This is a genomic window from Arthrobacter gyeryongensis (assembly GCF_039543785.1).
In the GTDB taxonomy this organism is placed as follows: Bacteria; Actinomycetota; Actinomycetes; order Actinomycetales; family Micrococcaceae; genus Arthrobacter; species Arthrobacter gyeryongensis.
Genome location: NZ_BAABKK010000030.1, coordinates 57,347 through 80,779, shown reverse-complemented (window position 1 = coordinate 80,779; position 23,433 = coordinate 57,347). Strand labels below are relative to the sequence as shown.

The following is a 23,433-nucleotide window of genomic DNA, read 5'->3' as shown; positions in this document are numbered from 1 at the left end:
TCTACTTTTGTCCTTCCGTGAGCAGAGACGAGGCGTCAAAGTTTTTTCGCGTCATGACGTAGCTACCCGAGCCATCGAGCTCAAGGTCAAAGAATTCCGGAACAAACACCGTCGTCGTTGGTTCCTCAACAATGGCCGGGCCTACAATCTGCTGTCCCACAGGGAGGGATTGCCCGTCATAAACCGGCACCGATTCCTTCCGGCCCAGCGACTTGAGGTAGACGTCGCGGCGCCCCTTGGGAGGAGCTTCAGACCCGGACCCGGTAGCCGTCTCAGTGAGGTCGAGCGCCGGCCTGCGGCCGACCACTGCCACCCGGAGGCTGAGCATCTCCAGATCGGCACCGGCGGCTGAAAAACCGTACAGCTGTTCATGCCGGGAGTGGAAAAGCTCCACAACCCTGCCCGGCCCCGCCGGATCCGCCGGATCCAGATCTCCGGCGTTGAAGCTGACAATCACCTCGTGGTGCTGTCCGATGTAGCGCATGTCGGCAGAAACGATGACGGCGCGATCCTCAGCGGCAACCCCTTCGAGGTCCAGAAGTGCGTCGCCCTCATGGGACATTTCCGTGATCAGCGCGTGGGCCCGGTTCAGGTCGATCTGCGAGAACCTGGTACTGAAAGCACGGACAAAATCGTGTCGTAGGTCGGCCATTAACATACCCGCTGCACACAGTACGGAGGACAGTCGCGGGATGACCACTACAGGTATCTCGAGCTCATGGGCAATCATGCCCGCGTGGACGGGTCCGGCGCCGCCGGCCACAACCATCGGGAATTCCCGGGGGTCGTAGCCCCGTTCGACGGAAATGTTTTTGGTTCCCGCCGCCATTTCCAGGTTGACCATCTCGTAGATACCGGCAGCGGCCTCTTCGACAGTGAGGCCCAGTGGACCGGCGACCTTGTTCGCAATGGCTGCTGCTGCAAGATCACTCCGAAGCTTTACCCGGCCGCCCAGGAAATAGTCGGGGTCTATATACCCGAGGACGACGCCGGCGTCCGTAACTGTTGGTTCCTCACCGCCCTTGCCATAAGCAACGGGCCCCGGATCGGCGCCGGCGCTCTGCGGACCCACGCGCAACATGCCGCCGTCGTCGATCCAGGCGATGGATCCGCCGCCCGCGCCGATCGTATTTACGTGCGTTGTCGGCAGGGAGATCACATGGCGGTTGATCTCGCCTTCACGGGTGATCTGGACTTCACCGTCCTTGACCAGCGAGGCGTCAAAGCTTGTTCCTCCCATATCAACCACTGTGCAGTCTGCCCAGCCGCGCTGTGCCACGTAGGCCAATGCGGCCACCGGACCTGCCGCAGGCCCGGACATCGTTATTGATGCTGGCAGATGGGCCACGGTCGCGGGCAAGGTGATTCCGCCGTTGGACTGCATCACCATCAGCGTCCCGTGGGCGCCACGTTCGGCCAACCGTCCAACAATTTTCTTCATGTACCGCTGAACCACAGGGCCAAGGTAGGCATTCATTGCCGTGGTGCTGATCCGTGGGTAGAGACGGATCTGCGGCAGCACCTCGGCGGAGATGGACAGGAAGACACCCGGCGCGCATTCTTCGATGATCTTCCGGGCTTCCTGCTCATGTCCTGCGTTCTGATAGGAGTGGACGAAACAGACGGCGATGGCCTCAACGCCCTCGGCGACCAGTTCCCCGACTGCTTGACGAAGTGATTCCACCTCCAGGGGTGTCACGACGTTGCCGTCCACATCTACGCGCTCGGAAACAGTCTTACGCAGATCCCGGGGCACAAGCGGTGCTGGCGCTACATACTTGTTGTCGTAAAGGTGCTTACGGCTGCGGATGCCGCGGCGCATCTCCAGGATGTCGCGGAACCCTTCTGTCGTGATGAGCCCCGTCTTGGCGCCCCGCCCTGTCAAGACCGCATTTGTGGCTACGGTAGTGCCATGCACGATGAGCTCAATCTGCGAAAAGAAATCCTGTTCCGATAGCTCTTCGAGAACCGCTAATTCCGACAGGCCGTTCAGGATCCCATTGGAGGGGTCCGCAGGAGTCGTCGAGGTCTTGTGCTGGCGCTTCACGCCCGTTGCCTGATTGACCAGCAGGAAATCCGTAAACGTTCCGCCGACGTCGACTCCGACTTGATAGGACATTAGTTTCCCTCTCCGATCTGGAATATTTGTTGAGCAATGTTGGAAGCCTGCAGGGGAGCGCCTTGCTGGATGACGAAGGTATCTGCGACGCTTGCCCCTTCAGTCAGGTGTGAATTCACGAAATTCGGGTGCAAAGCCAGGACCATGCCCTCGAGCAATATCGTGTTGTCGCTCTCGGTCAGGACAGGAGTGTCATGGTCGATACCAACGCCATGACCGTGCCAGATCCCGAAATCGACGCCTTCCGGCGCCGCAATCTTTTCAATCGCGGTTGCTACGTCAGCTGCAGTCCTGCCCACCCGCATCTGGGTTTGCGCAGCCTCGTGGGCGGCCAGTGTGGTCTCAGCCATACGGCGCTTCTCGCTACTGATCTGGCCGACGGCGAACAGGCTCGCCTTCTCCACCCAGAACCCGTTGGGCCCCGTGATTTCCACATAGACGCTGGCGAGATCGCCTTCAACGAGCGGATCAGCCGTTGGAACGTCGTTGAAGTACGGCTTGGTCCCCACCATGATCAGGACCTCACGCGCTCCCCTCCGGCGGACCTCACGCTGCATGTCCCCCCACAACTCCCAGCCGGGAACCCCCACGCCCGCGCGTTCGTGGAAGACCTGCAGGCCTGCATCGGCAATGACTGCGGACCGCAGGACTTCATCGATTTCCTCCTGGACCTTCACGGCCTTGATCCGGCCCACCAGTGCGGTTGCGTCAGTCAGTTGCGCGCTTGGCAGGGCGGCCCGCAGCATGTCGTAGTCTCCGACGGGAACGATATGGCGCAGGCCGACCACCCCGATCTTCCCGCCGTCGGCGTGGTATTCGTTGACGACGGCGGCAATCACCTGGGGAAGGCTGTCCTGCTCAGAGATCACATCACCCTGGCCCGCTGCCCTGACGTCTGCTAACTGCGTGGCCTGTTTGGCGAACCACGCATCGGAGGTGGTGGGCAGGACCATGATCGGTTCCTCGCCGGGGACGACCACTGCATACGCGAGACGAACCTGCGGGCAGTAACCTGTCACGTATTCGAGATACCCGTACTGGGTGATAAGTCCTCGTCCTGCCACGATCAGTGCGCCCAGACCTTCAGACTTCATCTCTGCCCACAGGGCCTCGATCCGGCCGTCCCGTATCTTCTTCTTTAGCGGACTAAAAGTCGAAGTCAGCAAACATGATGTAACCATTATTTCAAGCTCCTCATTAGATAAACCTCAGGATTTTCAGCAATTCTTCATATCGCGGCGACCGACTCAGGAAGGTCGTCAAACGGCACCCAGGCCACGGCGGCGTCGCTGTACGTGGTCCATGTAGACGGCCACGATGAGGATGGTTCCGGTGATGGCCCCCTGCCAGAAGTCCGGGACCCCGGAGAGTGTCAGGCCGTTCTGAAGCACACCCATCATGAGGACGGCCATGACCGTACCGCCCAGCCCGCCGGAACCGCCGGACATGATGGTCCCGCCAAGCAGTACGGCGGCAATGACCTGCAGTTCGATTCCGGTGCCCACGACGGGGGAGGCTGATGTGAGTCTGCCCATCTGAATAATGGACGCCAGTGCAGCCAGCAGGCCAGAAGTCACATAGACGGAGAGCAGGACACGTTGGACCCGGATGCCGGCCAACCGTGCCGCTTCCCTGCTGGAGCCGACCGCGTAGATCTTGCGCCCCCAGCTCGTATGAGCGAGGACAAAGTAGCCAAGGGCCACCACGATGGCGGCGATCAGCACCGGAATGGGCACGGGCCCAAGGCTTCCGTCACCAATTTGGAGGAACAGTGGCGCATCCCCGGTTTGGATGGATTTCCCCTCCGAGGCCACCAGGGCAAGACTTCGATATCCGGACAGCGTTCCCAGGGTGACCACAAAGAATGACATGCCCAGGACGCCCACCAGCATGCCGTTAAGAAGGCCCAAAACCATGCCGGCGACCAGGGTGATGGCGATGACGGCCACCGCGGGGACACCGGCGAGATACATCGTTCCCGCGAGGATTCCCGAGAGTGCCAGCGAGGATCCGATCGACAGATCAGCGCCACCAGTCAGAACGACCATTGTCATTCCCACGGCCAATATCAGGGGAACCGTTTGCAGACGCAGGATGTTCACAAAGTTTTCCACGGTCAGGAAGTCGGGCTGAAATGAGGCAAAAAAGATGGTCAGCAGCACAAGGACAATGGAGAGCGTAACTTTTGGGCTGAAGGAAACGATCTTTGCTGCCGGCTTCTGGGCTGCAGGGCTGTTCTTGGCAGAATTCGTGGTCTGCGGTGTTGAGATTGCCATGATCAGGCCACCTCCTTAGCTTGTTCTGAATGAAAGGCCAACGCAGCAATCCGCTCTTCTGTTGCTGATTCCCGATCGAGGCGTCCCACGATTCGTCCCTGCGAGAGGACGTAGATGGTGTCACACAGGCCCAGCAGTTCTGTGAGCTCGGATGAGGCCACCAAAAAGCCCATACCCTTCGCAGCGGCCTGGGCGATCTGTTCGTAGATTTCGGCCTTAGCGCCGACATCAACTCCGCGCGTTGGCTCGTCGAGGATCAGGAGTTTCGGTTCCCGAACGATAGAACGAGCCAGCAGTACTTTTTGCTGATTGCCGCCGGAAAGCGCCTCAATGCTGTCCTCAATGTCGGCGCATTTAACGCCAAATTTTGAAATGGCCTTTCGGGTGAGACTTTTTTCACGGGTCGCAGACATGACTCCGGCCTGGGAGTTCTTGGCCAGATTGGCGACGGACATGTTTTCCCGTACGGATCTGCCAGGAAAGATTCCCTGAGCTTTCCGGTTTTCCCCGACGAACCCGACCCCGGCCCTCAGCGCCTGGGCTGGGTGCGTGAATCTGACCTCACGCCCATCAATCCTGACGGCCCCGGAGGTCCGGGGGACGGCGCCGAAAATGGTCTGGGCCAGAGTGGAGCGGCCGGAGCCCATCAGCCCGGCCAAGCCAACCACTTCGCCCGCGTGCACCGTCATGGTCACGTCTTCGAGGAATTCGGCAGCGCACAAGGCCTCAGTCTGGAGGACGATTCGTTCAGTGACCGTCCGTTCTGACGTGAAGACATTATCCAGAACGCGCCCGACCAGCATCTTGACGACGTCCCCATCGGAGACATCCCGCATGGGGGCCGCGCCGCTGACGCACCCATCCCGAAGGACGACGATCCGGTCGGCGATTTCGCGCATTTCACGCATGCGGTGGGAGATGAATAGAATCCCCATGCCGTTGTCCGTGAGCCGCCGCAAGGTACCCAGCAGCCGGTCGGTCTCATCTTCGGACAGCGAGCTGGTTGCCTCGTCCAGCAGCATCAGGCGGGGGCGGCGCGAAAGGACACTGCCGATCGCCACCAACTGTTGAATATTGATGGGTAGTTGCCCCACGATGGCCTTCGGATCGACATCAACCCCGAGGACATCCAGAATCTCCTTGGCACTTTTCCGGACTTGCGTCCAGTCGACTCCCAAACCGATTCTGCGCCGCGTGGGAAGGGCGCCCAGCAGGATGTTCTCGGCAACAGTCAGGTGACGCGCGACAGCCAGCTCCTGCTCCACAAGTCCTATGCCCGCCGCAACCGCATCACTGGGACTGGTGAACTTCACTGCCTTCCCGTCAACCTGGAGTTGGCCGGAATTGGGTGGCAAATGGCCGGCAATAATCTTCATGAGGGTTGATTTCCCGGAGCCGTTTTCCCCGGCGATGGCGAGTATTTCGCCGGGAGAGATTGAAAGGCTTACGCCGTTCAACGCCGTCGTGCCCGGGTATGTCTTTACCAAGCTATTGATCTCGAGCATCATGGTTATTCCGAGTCGCTGGAACGGCGGGCACTAATTGATGGGGAGGCCAAGGTATTTTCCTTCGACGATCTGTTTGACACGTTCGGACCACGGAACGAAAGAAGCAACATTCTCCGGTGTGACAATGTTTACGTCCATCTGGTAGAAGTGCCCGATCGGTTTCTTTTCCACCACTGAGGTTTGGATCAGACGGCCCAAGGTTTGGCCCACCTCTACCGGCTTGTAGTCCCAGGTTGCATCGATGGTTCCGTTCTTCACGGCATCGAGTCCGTCCTGACTGGCGTTAAAGCCGGTCACGATGATCTTCTTGGACTTGGCCGCTGCCTTGGCCGCAGCTGCAGCGCCGATGGCACTTGGGTCGTTGTACGTATAGATCGCGGACAGAGCCGAGTACTGCGTCAGGAAGGCTTCGGCCAACGGCCGCGCTCCAGCGGCGTCGTCAGTCGGGTTGCCCTTTTGACCCGCGAAAGCCAGCCCATTGTGCGCCTTCAGCTGCTCCTTGAACTGGTCCAGAAGGTAGATGTTTGTGGTCACCGGGGCCGCGATGCCGATCGCGCCGACTTCACCGGTGCCACCCGTCTTTTCCGCGATGAATTTGGCTGCCTCCTGAGCCTGCTGCTTCCGTCCGGTCACTACCTCTGCCCGAATGGGGGCAAGGGCCTGGGCGCCGGTGTCCTCCATCAGCGCGTCGTGGGCAAACAGCGGGATGCCGGCCTTGTCCGCCCGGCCAAGCACACTCTTTAGCGTGGGAAGGTCCAAGGGAAACACCATAATGGCGTCGACCTTCTGCGTGATGAACTGGTCAATGTCACCGATCTGCTTGTCGATGCTCAACTGGCTGTCAGCCGTGATGAGTTTTCCGCCGTGCTGTTCGATCTCGGCCCGGAGGCCATCGGCAATGGCCTGGATGGTCGAATTCTGCGCCGTCGGCAGGGTCATTCCCACTGTGAAGACATGCTGTCCGGAGGTGGTGCCGGCGTTCGTGGTCCCACCGCAGGCCGACAGCCCGAGGGACAGGGCCGCGGCGAGAGCGGCTGCGGCCAGATAACTTTTTTTGCGGAACATATTGTCCGTCCTTAATAGGTTTAATCTTGATTTCGGAAACGCCTCTGGAATTTGATAGTCCTTCAAGAGGAATACATTCAGAACGACATTTTCCGCAGGGATCCGACACTGAAGTCGTCGAAGCTGCAAATACTTCGAGGTGCGGTGCTATTAATTCGATCGCGCCCGGCGAGGGTGATGAAAGTACATCAGGAGACAGGGTGTCTCAACAAGGGGTTATAGGTATCGATTAGCAGAGAATTGATAAGCGCAAGTTATCAATCAGGCAATGCAAACCGCTAAGCACCGACTGGGAATTCTTGATCCACTATTTCAAGAAAGCGCGAAATGGCCGGCAGATCGTTTCCGACCCGCCAGGCGGCCACCAGGTTCATCGGGATAATCGGACTCGACAGGGGCCGGATCACGGCGCCGTCGACCCGCACGTGGCTCACCGAGTTTGGCACCAGTGCCATCCCCAGGCCAGCCGCGACCAGACTGACCATGACTGAGGTCGCATCGACTTCCTGGTGTACAACCGCCTCAAAGCCGGCCTGTTGATACGCGCTCGAAACGATGGTGAAAGTGGCTGGGTCGGCGCTGGGGCTGTATTGGATGAACGACTCATTGGCCATGTGTGCCAAGTCGATCGAATCTTCGCCTGCCAGCGGATGGGAGGCAGGAATGAGGAGCGACAGGTAATCGGTCCGTACAACTCTCTGATGGAACTCTTCGGAAATGGGGGGACGCAGGAATCCAATATCGATGGCGTTTGACCGTAGCGCTTCGATCTGACTGGCTGTGGCCATCTCGCCGCGCAGCACCAGCGAAACACCGCTCATCTTTTCCGTGACGGCGCGCGCGATCCGTGGAAGAAGATCGTAGGTCGCCGAACCGGTGAACCCCAGGGTGAGTCTTCCCGCCTCGCCGGTGGCCACTCTTGCCACAAGATCCTTCACGGACTCCACGTTCGTCAGAATCTCCAGGGCATGCTTCCTGAGTGAAGCCCCAGCGGGCGTCAGTTCCACCTTTCTTGTGGTCCTGGTGAAGAGTTCTACCTTGAGTTCTTTTTCGAGGAGGCGCACTTGCTGGCTGAGAGCCGGCTGCGCAATATGAAGTAGATTCGCCGCGCGGTTGAAGTGCAGTTCCTCCGCCAGGACCAGAAAGTACCTGAGGTGCCGGATCTCCATCGATCGCCTCCACGCAGTTGGATTCCGAGCCGGTTGGTGTGCCTTTGTCAGATGCCCAGAGGATCCAGGGTGAAGTTGTAGGACACCTCGTTTCCTGTTCCGTCAGCCTTCGGGCTCGGAGCGATGATCAGCTCGGGCTTTACTGCCGTGGCAATGTCATCCTCCAGGTGTTCGTCGCCCTGGAAGTAGAGCTGGGCGGTGAGCAGTTCGTGTCCGGGTGAAGAGACTTTGAGGTGCAGGTGGGCCGGACGCCACGCGTGCCAGCCGGCGGCCTCAATCAGTCTGCCGCAGGAACCATCAGTCGGGATTTGGTAGGGTGCCGGCTGAATGGTGTTGATTTCGAAATGGCCGTTGTCATCGGTGATGATGGTTCCGCGCAGGTTCCACTCCGGCAGTCCGGGTGCATACTGCGAGTAGAACCCGAAGTCATCTGCATGCCAGAGTTCGATTTTGGCGCCGGGTAACGCATGGCCGCTGACATCGGTGACTTGTCCCTGGAAGAGCAGGGGGGTTCCAGGCTCGTCTTCGCGCATCGGCAGGGTGCACGCTGCCGCCAGTTTCGGGGAGCCGGGTACATAATATGGCCCCTCGATGGATCCCTTGGAACCCTCGCGGTGGTCGGTCGCAACCTCCTCAACCACGTGTTCAACCCAGACGTCCATGAACAGCGGCCACTCGCCGTCCTCGCCAACCTGGATCAGCCATCCCTTCACTGCCTGGTATTCGTCGTAGGTGACCTTGTGCCGGCGGATCAGATCATGGACCGCCGTCAGCACCTCCGTGGCCAGTTGGCTAACCCGTTCCTTGGGTGTCTCCAGGTTGGCGCCGTGGTTCTCAATAAAGCGTTCAGTGGCCTTTTCTCCGGACTCGGCGGCCGTGGCTTTGACTTCGGTGACTTCGTGTGACATTGCTAATTCCTCAAGCTTTCTGTTGTTGGTTCCCCGATGAGGGTCTTGAGCGGAAGGTCCATGTTTGTGGCTCTGGAACGGTCGATGGTCGAACCCGCGGTCAGAGCCCGTTTGGCGGCCATGAAGTCGTGGGGACTGTTCACGGCGTCTGCGGCGATGAGGCGTCCGTCGCGGTAGTACAGGACGGTGAAATGTTCGGTGTCAGGCTCGCCCCGGACAAGAAAATCGTCGTATCCGTTGGAAAGACCGGCGATCTGCAGTTTCAGGTCTCCCTGATCGGACCAGAACCAGGGAACAGCGGGTGTGGGACGCGGTTCACCTAGAAGTGACGAGGCTGCCACCTTGGCCTGGTCCACGGCGTTTTGGACTGATTCCAGGCGGATTTTCTCGGCGGGGTATAGGGGATGGGGTTGGATTGTGCAGTCGCCGGCAGCGACGATGGCCGGGTTGCTGGTGCGTGCGCCGTTGTCTACGATGATTCCGCGGTCGCAATCCAAGCCCAGCTTTTCGGCGAGTTCCGTGCGGGGTTCGACCCCGACACCGACGATGACGAGATCCGCCGGGATGATTATCCCGTTGGACAGTTCCACGCCGGAGACCTTCTTGTCGGTCCCATGCAGAGCCGTGACCCCGGATCCGAGGATGATTTGGATGCCGCGTTTCCCGTGGGCATTCTTGTAGAAGTCCGAGATGGGAGGGGCAGCGACCCGCTGAAGGAGCCGGTCAAAGGTCTCAACGACAGTGACGGCAAGACCGCGTTGACGGGCCACCGCAGCCGCCTCGAGCCCGATGAATCCGCCGCCGATGACCACGACACGGCTGGCTTTGGCCAGTCTGGTGCGCAGGTTCCGGGCATCAGGGATGCCGCGGAGGTAGCAGATACCGTCAAGGTCCTGGCCCGGCAGGTTCAGTTTGCGGGGTCTGGATCCGGTGGTGAGGGCGAGCTTGGTGAAGGATATGGCGTGGTCGCGGGAGGTTGTCGCCACGCCGCCGTGCCCTTCCTCCTCAAGGGTGATACCGGTGATGCGGGAGCCGGTCAGGACCTCGATCTCGTTTTCCGAGTAGAACTCCTCAGTGCGCAGGCCAAGATTGACCTCGTCCATGTCACCGCTCAGGAAGGCTTTGGAGAGTGGGGGGCGCTGGTACGGTGCCTGGTCCTCCGCGCCGATAATAGTCACGGGATCGGTGTAACCCTTTTGGCGGAGGGAGACTGCAAGCTGCAGTCCGGCTTCGCCGGCGCCGACGATGAGCGTGCCGGCGGTGCGGGTTCCGGGCTGGTAGTTGGTCATGAAATTCTCACTGTTCCGGAGCGATGTCGAGTTCAAGACCGTCGAGTTCGTCGGTCATGCGGATCTGGCAGGAGAGCCTGCTGTTGGGTTTACGTTCGGCAGCTGCATCGTCTAGCATTTCGTCTTCAAAATCGTCCGCCGGGCCAGTCATACCGACGAATGGTTCAGCGATGTAGACGTGGCAGGTAGCACAGGAGAGAGCCCCGCCGCACTCGGCGACGATTCCCTGTACTCCATGTTTCACGGCAGTTTCCATGACCGATGCCCCGAGCCGGGCATCGAGGGTGTGTTCGCTTCCGTCCGGGGAACGGAGAATGATCTTGGGCATGTGTTCAGACCTACTTATCTGTCCGGCGCGTGCCGGCACCTTCGGGAGTGGGGGAGGCGCCGGCACGCTCTAGCACTGTTGGAACGGATCAGAACAACTCGAAGTATTCGCGGTGCTCCCAGTCCGTCACGCCGTTGACGTACCCCTCGGCGTCGGGGTTCTCGGCTATCCAGGCGCCGTGACGGGACACCTCGCTCCGCTTGATGGCGACGAGGTAGTCGATGAACGCGTCGCCGAAGGCTTCCCGGTAGAAGGTGTCGGCCTCCAAAGCATCGATTGCCTCCGTCAGTGTCGTCGGCAGTTGCGCAACGTCCTGGCTGTAGGGGTCTTCGCTGAGCGGGCCAGGTTCGGTTTTGTTCAGGATTCCGTCCAGACCAGCGGCTGCTTGGGCGGCCATGTAGAGGTACGGGTTGGCGGCGGAATCACCCACGCGGTTCTCGACGTGCGATGAGCGGTCACCGGGGGCTGAGATCACACGCATCATTGCTGCGCGGTTGTCCTGGCCCCAGGTCAGCCGATCGGGTGCAAGTGAATACGGCCGCCGGCGGCGGTAACCGTTGATGGTGGGCGTAGTGAAGACGGAGGCGGCAATGCCGTGTTCCAAGGTGCCGCCGACATAGTTCTGGCCCAGGCCGGACAACGGCTCGTCCAGGAGCGGCACCATCAGGTTCTCGCCTGTCTCCAGGTCGACGACCGATGTGTGCAGGTGCCATCCGCTGGCATAGAACCCCTCGATGGCTGGCGTGCACATGAACGATGCGAGGTGTCCGTGGCGCTTGGAAATCTGCTTGACCGTCATCCGGAACAGCACCGCGGCGTCGGCGGCGGCCAGGGCCTCGAGGATGTCGAATGTTGTCTCCACCTGGCTCGGTGCCCACTCGTCATCAAGGGTACGCAACGGCAGACCCATGGATACGAGCGCCTTACGGATCGGCCGCAGGATGTCATCGATCTCGTCCAGATGATCGGTGAGCAAGTAGTTATACCCTCGGGCGACGGGTGCCACCTTCGGCGGATCAGCCGGTGACCCCGGTGCGCCAAGAGATCCGCTCTGGAGCATATCGTCGACGATCCTGGTCAGGTACCATTCCATTTCGATGCCGGCAATCAGCCGGTAACCGTTCTCGGCCATCTTCTGAAGTGTCTGTTTCAGGATCGAGCGAGGGGCGAAGGGGAACAGTTCACCGTTCGACATGTACAGATCACAGATGACGACGGCGGTTTCTTCCACCCATGGCAGGACCTTAAAGGTGCCGGGGTCCGGGACCATCTTGACGTTCGGGCTTCCGCCGAGACCTTCTATGGCGAATCCGCCGTCAGCGGAGAACGGGTTCATGACGATCGCGTTGGCCGTATCAAAAAAGAACGGCGCCATGGTGATGTCGATTCCGGATTCCAGCGCTGCCAAGTAGGCGTCCTTGGTCAGGGACTTACCACGGAGCAGGCCGTGCTGGTCGGGGAAGACGAGCCGGACGATCTCGATCCCCTCGGTGTCCAGGGCCTGACGGCTGCGTTCTGCGGCCTCCAGCTGCTGCTCGTTGTAGAGGCCGTATTTCTGGATGAACTTACTGCTACTGGTCATGACGCTTCCTTAGAAGTAGGCACAGCGATTGAGGCGCTGTTGCGCTGCCGGGTTGAGTGTTTCTAGAAATTCTTGGTGTTGGCGAGCCAGCCGCCGACGACCCGCTGGGCCTCGGCCCAGGCCGCATCGTGTGCCGACACTGCCTCGGCCATGAGACCGTCAACGTCGACGCCGTGCTCCCGCAGTTTCGTTTCCTCGACGGAGACTAATTGCCGGACTCCCGCCGGGGAGATTTCCGGATGGAACTGGATGGCCAGTGCCGACCCGAGGCGCCACGCCTGGGGGTACTGGCTCGAAGTGGCGAGCAGTTCTGCTTCGGCCGGCAACACGAACGTGTCTGTATGGAAGGAGAAGAACCGGCCCTGAAGCCCGACGGGTTCTCTCCCCGGCTGGTCCGGTGCTGGCAAAACATCGATGAATCCGCATTCCAGGCCCCGGGTGCCAGGGACCGCCCGGCCCCCGAGGGCTTTAGCCAGGACTTGTGAGCCCAGACAGATTCCCAGCACGGGAACGTGTTCCTGAACCGCCCGCCGCAGAAACTTCTGTTCGTCGATGAGGAACGGATGCTCCGTGTCCTCAAAGGCGCTCTGCGGACCGCCGAGGCAGATAACCGCCGCCGCGTTTTCCGGCTCCGGCAGCAGTTCGCCTGCAAACGGCCGGACCAGCACCGGTTCCATGCCCTGCTCCCGGATGAGCCGGTTTGTCCAGGACAAGTCCGCGCCGTCAAAGTGAGTGATCACCAGGACCTCCCGGCCGAACGTGCTTATGGCTGGGGCCTTGGTTCTATCCTGGACTGCCAAGGGCGCCAGTGGTCAGTTCCGGCCAAGGCCCGCATCAGGTCTGTGGCACTGGCCCTGTCCAGAGCCAGCCAGGAATCGTCTGGTATGACCCCGTACGGAGTGAAATCCCAGATTTTCAGCCGTTTGACCTCGGCTACAACGGGCTGCATGCTTGCGGCCTCGCGCTCCAGGCGCCGTACCTTCTGCTGCAACTTACCGTTTTCCCGTCGCAGCGATTCCAATTCAGCGGATAGTTGGTTGTGCTCAGTCATTTCTTCTTCGCCGACCCTAGAAAACCAGTGTGAGGTTCTCATGGATGTGTTCGGAGTCCAGCAGGTTGGCCTGCTTGAGCCGGATACGCCAGCCTGCGTCCCCGGCGGTCAGCACGTGCCCGTACCATCCGCTGTAGGTCTTGTGGACCCCGGCGCGGAACTCGTTGACGATGAAGTTGGACCGGATGAAACGCAGCCCCTTGGAGGGCTCGTCCAGAACTTCTACATTGCTGATGACCCGGCGGGTCCGGGACTGAGGTATCTGGCTAAACGCCAGCCCTGTCCGGAGCCAATAAACCCGGTCGGTGAGTCGGCGGCAGTCATCAAAGGCATGTGAGACTTCCAAACGGGGGTTCCCTCCGCCCGGAGTGATGGGCACCCAGTAAAGGCAATCCGCGCTGAAAAGTTCGAGCCAATCGTTAAAGCGGCCCTCATCGATGAGGCGTGCCTCTTGAGCCAGAAATCCTTCGCCCCGCCGGGAAATTTCGACGCCGGCCACGGGCCAGCCGGAGTTGAGAACGTCCCTGAAGTTGTCCAGATCCGCGTAAAACGATTCATCCACATGGTAGGACCAGCTCGACGTGTCGGAGTAGTCCTGGATTTTCTGGCTCATTTGGCTTCCCCGTTCATCAGGCGCAACCATTCTTCGTAGTAACCGCGCATGTGGATTTCATCGGTCACGGCGGTGACGACGACACCGTTTTCGTCCATGGTTTGCCAGCCCTCCACGTTCAGGCCGCGGTTCATGAGGATCCATTCCTCTTCAGAGACCGCAAGTCCCCGCTGGACCTCTTCGAAATTGGCCTGGTCATCAGGCTCGCCGAAGGCCGGGAAATCTTCCTGGGTGCGCATGCGCATCGTGTTGACTTCTTCGGGGACTCCGCCGATCGATGTTGCATTCCAAGTCAGCTGTGTCCGTTCCACGCCCAAAGGTTCGATCACCTGGATCTGGTTCCCGATGAGCAGAAGGTTCGGGAAGATGCTCAAATTGATCTGTGCGCCGGCGCTGACGTCCAGCAGCCGCTCGGCGTCTTCAGGGTACTTGCTGCGGATCAGCTCCTCGAACTTTTCCCGCCCGGGCTGGGGACGCTGATTTGCCCAGATACTGCCCGGCCCTTCAAAGTTTGGCCGCTGGTCGATGACGCTGTGACCGTTGCCCAGCGAGTAGACCTTCATGGGGCCGTCGTCGGGAGTCTTGCCGAAGTAGGACATGTCCTTGCTGTCGCCCATTCGCGACGCCATCTCCAGCAACGAACGATGGGAAAACGAAGGGTGGTAGCCGTCCCCCGCATTGTCAAAGGCAAGCTTCCAATTGCCGCGGTAGCCCATGCGGTGAGCGGCGCTTCGCACGATCACCTCACCATCCGGGGCGCGGTCGATCCAGTAGTCAAGCCAAGGCTTTGCTTCACCAAGGTAGTCGGGCAGCGACGGGGCCGACTCGCTCAGGGTGCCGAAGATAAACCCGCGGTATGACTGGACCCTGGTGACCTTGCCGAGCCCGAATTTGGATTTGTCGAAATCGGCGCCGTATCCCTGGGGCCAGGGCGCACCGACAAGCTCCCCGGTATTCTTGAAGGTCCAGCCATGATAGGGACACTGAAAGCTCTTGGCGACGCCGGCTTCCTCGCGGCAGACCGTTGCCGCGCGGTGTGCGCAACGGTTGAAGACCGCGTGTAATTCCCCGTGACGGTCACGGGTGACGACAATCGGCCGCAAACCCAGTTTGGTTGACACAAACGAATTGGGCTCCGGAAGCTGCGACTCGTGGGCCAAGTACACCCAGGTATGCCCGAAAACCTTGACCATCTCTTCGTTAAAGACATGCTCATCGGTGTACAGGGTCCGGTGGACCCGGTCCTGGCGGACGTAAGCGTTCCACGGGCTTTCTGGTGATACCTCAGCCGTGTGGCGTGAGATTTCAGGGGTAACCACCATCAGAGTGCCTCCTCAATGTGATCCAGATAACTGGTTGGCAGATGGGTTGCAACTGAGCGTAGGGCCCCCGTTTTAGGTCCGTCTACAGTCTTGTTTGTTATTTCCCTCAGGGAAATAAGCTGTGCGAATAGTTTCCCGTACTGCATAAGTGGGCTATTGAGTGTCGGTGAACATCTCCTGAGGCTTGCCAATCTCCGTTTCGGCAACATCGACTGCCGTGCGCAGTGCCTCCGCGTATTCCGGGATCTTTTTCCGGCTGAAGCGGATGCTTGGGATGGCCACGGAGATGGCGGCGACGGGATAGCCGGCCGGATCCTTGACGCACGCGGCGATGCCCGCAATGCCTTGGGCAGCCTCCTCGAGGTTTAGTGCATAGCCGTCCTGGCGGACGGTGACCAGATGGCGCTTGAGGGTCTGCAGAGTCGTGATCCTGGCTGACCGCCACGGTATAAGGCCTCCGGAATGGATGGACTCCAGTTCCGCGGGTCCCAGCTCCGCGAGCAGAGCCTTGCCGCCTGCCGAGGAATAGGCGGGCACCAGATCCCAGACGCCGGTTCGCACGCTGAGCGGCTGGGTGCTTTCCAGTCCGTCGATGTAGCTGACGCGTGGACCGTTCAGAACCCACACCTGGATTGTCTCGTTGAGTGTCCTGTTCAGCTCTTCGATTGCTGGCCGGAGAACGATCCGAAGCTGGCCCGGCGAAAGCGTGCCGTGGTGGTGGCCGGCGATTTCCGGGCCTGCGCGATAGCGGCGGTCCCCGTCCTGGCTTGCGAAGCCGTCGTAGCAAAGCGCCACCAGCAGGCGGTACGCGGTCGAGGGGACCACCTCCAGCAACTCGGCGGCATCCTTCACCGCTAGGGTTCTTCCTGCACGCAGCACCTTGATCAACTGCAAGGCCCTGTGGACGGAATCTAGCGGGGGAGCCTGTTCATCATTTCGCATAGGGAAATAATGACAGAACTTGTTGTCGCATGGGAAATGCACTTGTACAGTTTTCTCATCCGACACCAGTGATCGGCATCACATCTCCGGCTTCGGCCTCCCGTGTCGCGCCTACGGCCGGCACATCGGCTTAGAAAAGCTCGGTCACTCGCTTCACATCCACAAAGCGGGCTCTGTAGCAGTGTCCTCAGTACATGATCAAAAGGCATTCCTCACCGGATGCGAAAGGTGGACAAATGCCCAACTCACTCTCCGAGCGGAACCGCCGATGGGATCTGCTCAACAAATCCATGCAGGAAAACGACGTCGATGCCCTGATCTTTTCGGCCAATGACTACCGCGGCCACAAAGGGGCGCTGCGGTACGTGGCCGACTACAACCTGCCGCACCGCTCCGGCAATGCAGTCATGTTCAAGGATGAGGAGCCGATCCTGGTCCTGTCAGGGAACCTGAGTGGCGCGCGCAAAGCGACAACAGGATGGGTCAGCGACTACCGGTGCCCCGGGACCATCGCCCAGGGCCTGGTGGATGCCCTCAAACGTCGAAAGAAGTTCACCCGGGTCGGCATTGTCGGCCTGGGCCAGATCATGAAGGTCGACGAGTACCTTGCTCTGACCACCTCTTACCCGCAGGTGGAATTTATCGATTACTCCGCACAGTTTGAATTGATCCGGGCCGTCAAGAGCGCCGCGGAAATCCGGGGGACCGAAGAATCGGCTTACATACTGGACCAATGCTTCAGCCGGTTGCTGGAAATTGCCCGGCCCGGAACAACCGAACGCGAAATCGGCGCTGAGATGTACAAAGTGGGACACCAGCTTGGCGGCGAAGACCCGCTGTTCCTGACCATGTATACAGAGACCGACGGTGGCCAGACCAACGCCACGTTCGGCCCGCCGCGGGACCGCGTTCTGAACGCCCACGACATTCACACCTTTTCCTTTGAAATCGTTGGCCCAAAGGGCTACTGGACCGAACTCTCGCGGATGGTCACCTTTGCCCAGCCCACGGATGACTACGACCGCATGGCCCGCGCCGTCACCAAAGGCCTGGCTGCCGCCTCCATGGAAATGAAGCCGGGCGCTTCCCCGTCACGGATCCAGCGCTCCGTGCTGAAGGCCATTGAATCCGAAGGCGCGAGCTCCTCCTATTGGTCCGGGCACTCACTCGGCCTGGACGTTCTGGAACACCCCTGGATCGGCCTGGACGTCGTCGAAGACGGCACCCAGTCGGACGACACCATGATCCAGGCAGGCTATGTGCTGGCCGTGCACCCCATGGTGCGGGACGACGCTGCAGGGGCCAGCGGCTACATGGCCGATTCCTTTGTTATCGACGATTCCGGGAGCCGCAAGCTCTCTGAGCACCCGACAGGCTTGTATCGAATTTCGAAAGGTGAAGTAAATGTCAACGAATACTGAGAGCACCATCGACGCGATCACCGCGTCCGTTCTCCAGCGTCGGGTAGACGCGATCGCCAAGGAAATGGCGACCATGCTCATGCGCTCCTCCCGCTCACCGATCTTCAACGAAATCGGCGACCTGGTGACCGTGGTCTTCGACAAGAACGGCAACACCCTGGCCCAGGCCGAGTTCGCGGCCATCATCGCCTTCGGTGCCCACCCGGCGCTTGAATACATCATCAAGTACTACGGGGACGACATCCACGAGGGTGACGTCATCATCCACAACGACGTTTACCATGGTGGCAATCAAAACGCTGACACCGGCATCTTCATGCCCGTATTCTCCAACGGACAGCTGGTCGGGTGGACCGCGGCCAAAGGCCACATGGCCGATATCGGCGGGATGACGGCCGGCGGCTACGACCCAAACGCCCGGGACATCTGGCAGGAGGCCCTGCGCATCCCCCCGGTGAAGGTGGCAGAGAAAGGTGTCTTCCGCAAGGACGTCTGGGACTTCATCTCCGCCAACATCCGCTTCGATTTCGTCATGGAAGACGTCAAGTCCATGATCGGCTGCTGCACGATCGGCGGCCGACGTCTGGTCGAACTGATTGAACGTTACACGCTGCCGGTCTACGAAAACCACATGAACTACATCCTTGAGAGTTCCGCACGCCAGGTGCGAGCCGAGGTAAGCCGGTGGGCGGACGGGAACTACTACGGTGAAAGCTGGATGGTATCGGACGGCTTCGACACCACCAAGCGCTACAAGATTGCCTGCAACATCGAAATCAAGGGCGACGAAATCACGTTTGACTTCTCCGATAGCGATGATCAGGCACCCGGCATCACCAATATGCCCCCGGCCTCGGCCAAGGGCGCCGTGCGCATCGCGTTTCTGATGCTGATGGCCAGCGGCGACATCAACATCCCCACCAACCAAGGACTCTTCGAACCCATCAAAACGATCTTCCGGGAAGGCTCGGTGCTCAATCCGCGATTCCCTGCAGCCACGGTCTTCGGCAACCAGATGTGCGACGAAGTGGTTGAGTGCATCATGACGGCACTCGCCGGCATACTCCCGGACCGTGTGTCAGCAGGATGGAACAAGTACATGTGCACGTCCACCAACGGCGTGGACCCCCGCACGAACGAGGAATTCGGCACGCTGACCGTCTTTCAACGGACCGGCCCCGGAGGCGTCCAGGGCACCGACGGCTGGGACGCACTCGGCTTCACCGGCACCGCGGGGCAGATGCGTGCCCCTGACCCGGAGATGTTTGAACTGACGTCCCCACACTTCCTTGAATACCACGAGTATCTGCCAGACTCAGCCGGCGCCGGCGAATTCCGTGGCGGCATGGGCACACGTTCCGCGTGGGTCACTTACGGGGAGAACCAGCACGGCGTGACCCTCGGTGACAACGTCCGCAGCGAGGGTGCGGTTCCGGCGCAGGGTCTCTTCGGCGGCAAGGACTCCGGCCTAAATGACTTGACCGTCACTTTCCCGGACGGCACGTCACATCTGTGGGGGTCCAAAGAAATCATCGCTCTACCCTCGGGCACCCGCATCGAGTCACTTCTCGGAGGTGGCGCCGGATACGGCGACCCATTCAACCGGCCCGCCGAGAAAGTCCTCGCCGAAGTCCGGGACGGCATCCTCTCCACAGAGAAAGCGCGCTCGGATTACGGCGTCATTCTCACCGCCGACGGGACCGCCGTCGACACCGCACAGACCGCAGCGCTCCGCGCATCAGCTTAGTTGGAAGGTCAATTACCATGAGCATCAGAATCGGTATCGACGTCGGCGGCACCTTCACCGACTTCCTCGTCATCTACCCCGAAGGCCAACGGCGCATCCACAAGACCAGTTCGGTCCCTTCGGACCCGCCGCTGGCGGTCTACAACGGACTGCAGGAGATCGCCGCGCTGGACAAGAAGCCCATCGAGGAATTCCTGGCCGGCGTAGAGCTAATTGTGCACGGCACGACCGTGACCACGAATGCCCTGCTCACACGCAGAGGGCCGAAGACGGCGCTGCTGGTCACGGAAGGATTCCGGGACGTGCTGCCGATGCGCCACGGCACCCGCGAAGAGCCATACGATAATCGCCTTGAGCAGCCGGATCCGCTGGTGCCCCGCCACCTTCGCCTTCCGGTGGGCGGCCGGTTCGACTACAAGGGCGACGAGGTCACGCCACTGTCCGAGCAGGATGTGCGGGAAGCCGTCGGAATCATGCAGGAGCAGGACGTCGAGTCCGTTGCCATTTCCTTCATGCATTCGCACGCCGCTACGGCTCATGAGGACCGCGCGGCAGAGATCGTGGCCGAAATCATGCCGGACGCCTACATCACCAAGTCCTCCGAGCTGCTGGGTCAAGCCCGCTACTATGAGCGCACGAGCACCGCCGTGTTGAACTCCTACGCCGGACCCATCATCAGCAGTTATTTGACCAAGCTGCTGGAGCTGCTCTCCGCGGTCAAGTTCGACGGCATTCTGTTGATGATGCAGTCCAACGGCGGCGTCGCCACCCCGGACCAGCTGGCGAAACGAGCCGCTCTTTCACTGTTGTCAGGACCGGCCTCCGGACCCACAGCAGGGCTGCTCGTCACCGCCACGCACGGCTGGGATTCCTGCATCACCGTGGACATGGGCGGCACGAGCTTCGACGCCGCTGTCGTCAAGGACAACAAGCCCTTGGTCATGACCGACGGAGAGATTGATCGCTGGTCCCTGGCCCTGCCGGCAGTGGACATCCACACGATCGGCGCCGGCGGCGGATCCATCGCGACGGTGGACGAAGGCGGCCTGCTGCGGGTTGGCCCGCAGAGCGCCGGGGCCGTGCCTGGACCTGCCTGCTACCGCCGCGGAGGGGTGCATGCAACCACTACCGACGCCGACGTGGTCCTGGGATACATCGATCCGGACACTTTCATGAACGGCCAGATCGGTCTGGACCGGGAGGCCTCAATCCAGGCCATCAAGACCGATGTTGCCGATCCCTTGGGCCTCAGCGTGGAGGAAGCTGCGGCAGGTATCTATGAGGTCGTCAACGTGACCATGGCAACGGGTGTCCGGGACATCACCGTCCGCCGCGGTCTGGATCCAAGAGACTTCCCGATCGTCGTCGCAGGAGGCGCCGGGCCGGTGCACGCAGCGGCCATCGCCCGTGAACTTGAAATTCCGGTGCTGATCACGCCGCGGGATTCCTCCATCTTCTGCGCCGCCGGCATGCTGGTCTGCGACTTCAAACATGACTACGTCCAGAGCGCCAACCAGCGCCTGCACACCCTCAGCGGCGAGACCTTGGTCAGCGTATGGAAAGGGATGGCAGAGGAGGGCCGAAAGACACTGCTGGCTGAAGGGGTCCCTGAAACCGACATCTCCTTCATCCCTTCCCTTGACCTGCGCTACAAGGGCCAGTGGTATGAACTGAACATCGAGGTAAACCCCTCAAATCTGGACACCCCCGACTTCGTAGAATTCGCCAAAGTCTTCCACCGCGAACACGAGGTGCTTTTCGGGTACAACAACCTGGAGATGCCGATCGACTTGCTTCACATCCGGCTCTCCGCAATCGGCCACACGCCCAAGGACCGGGTGACCCTTTCCGGCACTATCTCCTCCGATGCCGTTCGGGAGCCAAAGCGCCGCAACATCTGGTCTCCCAAGCAGCACCGCATGGTGGAAGTCGACGTGCACCAGGGTGGGCCGATGGGCCCGGGAGAAGAGGTGGAAGGTCCGGCCATCATCGAATTGGGCACGACCACGATTGTGGTCCTCGACGAATACAACACCGTTGTCGACAAAAACGGCTCATTTGTCATGTACCTCCGGGACCAGAAGGAAACGCTCAAGGCACGACTGAATCTCATCTGACTCCTATGTCGGGGCGATCAGCCCTTCAGTCAAAGGAACCAGCCCAGCTCCGACATAGCTACCGCCTCCCGGCCCCGGCCCGAGGCCAGCTCGACGTAGAAGAACCCACGCACAGTCCGGTTGTCGGAAAAGCGATGCCGGCGCTGGACCATGCCCGACCTCTCCAATGCGCTCGTGAACCCATCGAGAATCCAGCTGCGATCTGCTGGGTTCCAGCGGGAATTCGAACGACGGACCAGTGCCGAGACCAGCAGCAATCAGCCACAGGAAATTGTATTCAAAGGAGAAACGCAATGACTTCTGAATTAACCCCGAAGACACCATCACCAAGCCTCAGGCAAAAAATGGAGGACAACGTACTGAATCCTGTCGCAGAGAACCTGCGCGTTGGCGGCTGGTCCCTTCTTTCCAACACGGCCGGAGTCGGAACGACCCTCGCCATGCTGATTATCGGTGGGACCGCCAGTTATATCGTCGGCGTGCAGTGGACAATTGCGATGGCGGCGGTATCAGCCATCTTTGGTGCCCTGGTCGGTACGTTCACGGCCCGGGTCAGTCAGAGTACCGGTATGTCATCGACCGTAACGATGCGCTTTCACGGATTGGGGGCAACCGGATCCGCCCTCGCATCGCTGATTTTTGCCTTCATGATTCTGGGATTCCTTGCCCTGGAGAACGTCCTTCTCTACTACGGCACGCTCTTCATGCTGGGCTGGTCACCAAACCTTGGCAATGCCGTCCTGATTTACGGCGTCCTGACCCTGCTCTGGATCCTACTGACGATGTTTGGCATGAAAGTCGTGCAGAAGACGTCGTTCGTACTGACGATCATCGCCGGCGCCCTCATGTTGTGGGTTGGATTCCTCGCTTTTCAACAGTCGGACCTTTCCGTGGAGAGCGTGCTTAGCGCCCAGCCCTCCGCAATCGGCCCCGTCCAAATCATGGTAGTCCTGAGCAGCATGATTGGTATGGCAGGTGCGCTGTCCCTCGTGGGCGCCGACTTCGCCCGCTACGCCAAATCGCCCAAAGACGTCCGTATCATGGCCATCGGCGGCAACATCATTGTCAACTTCGGTGTGGTTTCATTGGGCGCATTGCTCTATCAGGCCGGCGACACGGTCGTTGCCCGCTTCCTGACGGATCCGGGAAATTCCGACGTTGCCAAAGCCCAGCTGGGCGGTTCAATCTTTGAAAAGGTCCAATACCTGGCCCACTCAAACCCGGGTGCATACTTCATCATCCTCGGTGGGATCGTCGGGTTCCTGGTCATGTACGCCGCCCAGATCAAGGCCCAGGTCATCAACACCTATTCAGGATCCCTCGCGCTGTCCAACCTCTTTGATGCGGTTCTGCGGAGGAAGCCCAACCGCATTCTTATGGTTGTTCTGGCCAACGTGATTGCGCTCGTTTCGGTGTGGGCCAACATCCTCGGTGTGCTTCTGCAGTTCCTCGGCCTCCTGGGAATCCTGACCTTCTCGCTTGCCGCACTCGTAATCGCAGACTTCTACATCGTACGAAAGCGCCAGGCCGTCCACACTGCGCTCGTCGAGCGATTCAACTGGTCAGGCCTCATCGCCCTGATCGTCGGGTCGGGAACCTCTTATCTCTTGACCATCACGGGAATCTTCCCCCTGGGATTCCTCGTCACCCTCGTGCTCACTCCCTTGCTGTACGTGGTCCTTCGACGGACGATCCTCCCGGAGGGATCAGGAACCGACTTCATCGAGGGCACAGCAGCTCTGAAGGAAATCGAAGGCACAGCAGACTTCGAAGATCAGAACGAAGAAGTCACAGCCCATTGAGTCATCCCGTAACCATGCAGACTAGTCCGCAGCTGCACCCGGGATCACGCCGGTCCTCTGAAGGGCGGCCCTGGTTCTGCGATTCACGCACCAGGAGTTAGCACCATGGGACGCTGCAGTCTCTGAGCGGACCCCGCCGGATCGCCGGGGTCCGCTCAGACCTATCGTCACAGC

At 60.3% G+C, this 23,433-nt stretch carries 19 protein-coding genes; 4 read left to right on the top strand and 15 right to left on the bottom strand.

Annotated elements, in window-relative coordinates; translation table 11 throughout:
• Position 1: 1 nt before the first annotated feature.
• From ABEA18_RS19370 to ABEA18_RS19300, 15 genes are all read right to left on the bottom strand, one after another.
• Positions 2-2,119 carry a hydantoinase/oxoprolinase family protein gene (locus tag ABEA18_RS19370; RefSeq protein ID WP_345451870.1) on the bottom strand — a complete coding sequence of 706 codons (2,118 nt, stop codon included), beginning with the start codon at positions 2,117-2,119 and terminating at the stop codon, positions 2-4.
• Positions 2,119-3,300: a M24 family metallopeptidase gene (locus ABEA18_RS19365; RefSeq protein WP_345451868.1), complete on the bottom strand. Its 1,182-nt coding sequence runs from the start codon at positions 3,298-3,300 to the stop codon at positions 2,119-2,121. The genes ABEA18_RS19370 and ABEA18_RS19365 overlap by 1 nt, the downstream gene beginning before the upstream one ends.
• Before the next feature lie 78 nt (positions 3,301-3,378).
• Positions 3,379-4,395 (bottom strand): ABC transporter permease, encoded by a 1,017-nt coding sequence (locus ABEA18_RS19360; protein WP_345451866.1) that lies wholly within the window; start codon positions 4,393-4,395, stop codon positions 3,379-3,381.
• Positions 4,396-4,397: 2 nt separating this feature from the next.
• The gene (locus ABEA18_RS19355; RefSeq protein WP_345451864.1) at positions 4,398-5,903 is read right to left on the bottom strand and encodes a sugar ABC transporter ATP-binding protein; all 1,506 of its coding nucleotides are present in this window, start codon (positions 5,901-5,903) and stop codon (positions 4,398-4,400) included.
• Positions 5,904-5,933: 30 nt separating this feature from the next.
• The gene (locus ABEA18_RS19350; protein ID WP_345451862.1) at positions 5,934-6,968 is read right to left on the bottom strand and encodes a sugar ABC transporter substrate-binding protein; all 1,035 of its coding nucleotides are present in this window, start codon (positions 6,966-6,968) and stop codon (positions 5,934-5,936) included.
• 278 nt (positions 6,969-7,246) lie between these two features.
• Complete coding sequence (locus ABEA18_RS19345) at positions 7,247-8,137, bottom strand: LysR substrate-binding domain-containing protein (RefSeq protein ID WP_345451860.1); 891 nt, start codon at positions 8,135-8,137, stop codon at positions 7,247-7,249.
• A 47-nt stretch (positions 8,138-8,184) separates the two neighbouring features.
• On the bottom strand, positions 8,185-9,045 hold the full coding sequence (gene catA / locus ABEA18_RS19340) for a catechol 1,2-dioxygenase (RefSeq protein ID WP_345451858.1): 861 nt from the start codon (positions 9,043-9,045) through the stop codon (positions 8,185-8,187).
• A 2-nt stretch (positions 9,046-9,047) separates the two neighbouring features.
• A complete protein-coding gene (locus ABEA18_RS19335; RefSeq protein ID WP_345451857.1) occupies positions 9,048-10,334 on the bottom strand; it encodes an NAD(P)/FAD-dependent oxidoreductase in 1,287 nt (428 codons plus the stop codon).
• A gap of 7 nt (positions 10,335-10,341) precedes the next feature.
• Positions 10,342-10,662: a 2Fe-2S iron-sulfur cluster-binding protein gene (locus ABEA18_RS19330; RefSeq protein WP_345451855.1), complete on the bottom strand. Its 321-nt coding sequence runs from the start codon at positions 10,660-10,662 to the stop codon at positions 10,342-10,344.
• Between the two features lie 88 nt (positions 10,663-10,750).
• Positions 10,751-12,244, bottom strand: a complete 1,494-nt coding sequence (locus tag ABEA18_RS19325) for a glutamine synthetase family protein (RefSeq protein WP_345451853.1) — start codon at positions 12,242-12,244, stop codon at positions 10,751-10,753.
• Positions 12,245-12,306: 62 nt separating this feature from the next.
• The gene (locus ABEA18_RS19320; protein WP_345451852.1) at positions 12,307-12,984 is read right to left on the bottom strand and encodes a type 1 glutamine amidotransferase; all 678 of its coding nucleotides are present in this window, start codon (positions 12,982-12,984) and stop codon (positions 12,307-12,309) included.
• Between the two features lie 23 nt (positions 12,985-13,007).
• Positions 13,008-13,295, bottom strand: a complete 288-nt coding sequence (locus ABEA18_RS19315) for a hypothetical protein (RefSeq protein ID WP_345451851.1) — start codon at positions 13,293-13,295, stop codon at positions 13,008-13,010.
• Positions 13,296-13,311: 16 nt separating this feature from the next.
• Positions 13,312-13,908, bottom strand: coding sequence for an aromatic-ring-hydroxylating dioxygenase subunit beta (locus ABEA18_RS19310; RefSeq protein WP_345451849.1), 597 nt, complete (start codon positions 13,906-13,908; stop codon positions 13,312-13,314).
• On the bottom strand, positions 13,905-15,230 hold the full coding sequence (locus tag ABEA18_RS19305) for an aromatic ring-hydroxylating oxygenase subunit alpha (RefSeq protein ID WP_345451847.1): 1,326 nt from the start codon (positions 15,228-15,230) through the stop codon (positions 13,905-13,907). The genes ABEA18_RS19310 and ABEA18_RS19305 overlap by 4 nt, the downstream gene beginning before the upstream one ends.
• A 153-nt stretch (positions 15,231-15,383) precedes the next feature.
• Positions 15,384-16,172, bottom strand: coding sequence for an IclR family transcriptional regulator (locus tag ABEA18_RS19300; protein WP_345451845.1), 789 nt, complete (start codon positions 16,170-16,172; stop codon positions 15,384-15,386).
• A gap of 236 nt (positions 16,173-16,408) precedes the next feature.
• Between ABEA18_RS19300 and ABEA18_RS19295 the strand changes: the two genes are divergently transcribed.
• The 4 genes from ABEA18_RS19295 to ABEA18_RS19280 all read left to right on the top strand — a co-directional run bounded on the left by ABEA18_RS19295 (position 16,409) and on the right by ABEA18_RS19280 (position 23,259).
• On the top strand, positions 16,409-17,593 hold the full coding sequence (locus tag ABEA18_RS19295) for a M24 family metallopeptidase (protein WP_345451843.1): 1,185 nt from the start codon (positions 16,409-16,411) through the stop codon (positions 17,591-17,593).
• The gene (locus tag ABEA18_RS19290) at positions 17,577-19,340 is read left to right on the top strand and encodes a hydantoinase B/oxoprolinase family protein (protein WP_345451841.1); all 1,764 of its coding nucleotides are present in this window, start codon (positions 17,577-17,579) and stop codon (positions 19,338-19,340) included. Before ABEA18_RS19295 ends, ABEA18_RS19290 begins: the two co-directional genes overlap by 17 nt.
• 17 nt (positions 19,341-19,357) lie before the next feature.
• Positions 19,358-21,457, top strand: coding sequence for a hydantoinase/oxoprolinase family protein (locus ABEA18_RS19285; protein ID WP_345451839.1), 2,100 nt, complete (start codon positions 19,358-19,360; stop codon positions 21,455-21,457).
• Between the two features lie 293 nt (positions 21,458-21,750).
• Entirely contained in the window at positions 21,751-23,259 is a 1,509-nt protein-coding gene (locus ABEA18_RS19280; RefSeq protein WP_345451837.1) for a purine-cytosine permease family protein, read from the top strand.
• Positions 23,260-23,433: the final 174 nt, after the last annotated feature.

Coding starts and splice junctions, on each gene's coding strand:
- ABEA18_RS19370 (WP_345451870.1), bottom strand. CDS start 2,119: ATGTCCTATCAAGTCGGAGTCGACGTCGGCGGAACGTTTACGGATTTC.
- ABEA18_RS19365 (WP_345451868.1), bottom strand. CDS start 3,300: ATGGTTACATCATGTTTGCTGACTTCGACTTTTAGTCCGCTAAAGAAG.
- ABEA18_RS19360 (WP_345451866.1), bottom strand. CDS start 4,395: ATGGCAATCTCAACACCGCAGACCACGAATTCTGCCAAGAACAGCCCT.
- ABEA18_RS19355 (WP_345451864.1), bottom strand. CDS start 5,903: ATGATGCTCGAGATCAATAGCTTGGTAAAGACATACCCGGGCACGACG.
- ABEA18_RS19350 (WP_345451862.1), bottom strand. CDS start 6,968: ATGTTCCGCAAAAAAAGTTATCTGGCCGCAGCCGCTCTCGCCGCGGCC.
- ABEA18_RS19345 (WP_345451860.1), bottom strand. CDS start 8,137: ATGGAGATCCGGCACCTCAGGTACTTTCTGGTCCTGGCGGAGGAACTG.
- catA (WP_345451858.1), bottom strand. CDS start 9,045: ATGTCACACGAAGTCACCGAAGTCAAAGCCACGGCCGCCGAGTCCGGA.
- ABEA18_RS19335 (WP_345451857.1), bottom strand. CDS start 10,334: ATGACCAACTACCAGCCCGGAACCCGCACCGCCGGCACGCTCATCGTC.
- ABEA18_RS19330 (WP_345451855.1), bottom strand. CDS start 10,662: ATGCCCAAGATCATTCTCCGTTCCCCGGACGGAAGCGAACACACCCTC.
- ABEA18_RS19325 (WP_345451853.1), bottom strand. CDS start 12,244: ATGACCAGTAGCAGTAAGTTCATCCAGAAATACGGCCTCTACAACGAG.
- ABEA18_RS19315 (WP_345451851.1), bottom strand. CDS start 13,295: ATGACTGAGCACAACCAACTATCCGCTGAATTGGAATCGCTGCGACGG.
- ABEA18_RS19310 (WP_345451849.1), bottom strand. CDS start 13,908: ATGAGCCAGAAAATCCAGGACTACTCCGACACGTCGAGCTGGTCCTAC.
- ABEA18_RS19305 (WP_345451847.1), bottom strand. CDS start 15,230: ATGGTGGTTACCCCTGAAATCTCACGCCACACGGCTGAGGTATCACCA.
- ABEA18_RS19300 (WP_345451845.1), bottom strand. CDS start 16,172: ATGCGAAATGATGAACAGGCTCCCCCGCTAGATTCCGTCCACAGGGCC.
- ABEA18_RS19295 (WP_345451843.1), top strand. CDS start 16,409: ATGCCCAACTCACTCTCCGAGCGGAACCGCCGATGGGATCTGCTCAAC.
- ABEA18_RS19290 (WP_345451841.1), top strand. CDS start 17,577: ATGTCAACGAATACTGAGAGCACCATCGACGCGATCACCGCGTCCGTT.
- ABEA18_RS19285 (WP_345451839.1), top strand. CDS start 19,358: ATGAGCATCAGAATCGGTATCGACGTCGGCGGCACCTTCACCGACTTC.
- ABEA18_RS19280 (WP_345451837.1), top strand. CDS start 21,751: ATGACTTCTGAATTAACCCCGAAGACACCATCACCAAGCCTCAGGCAA.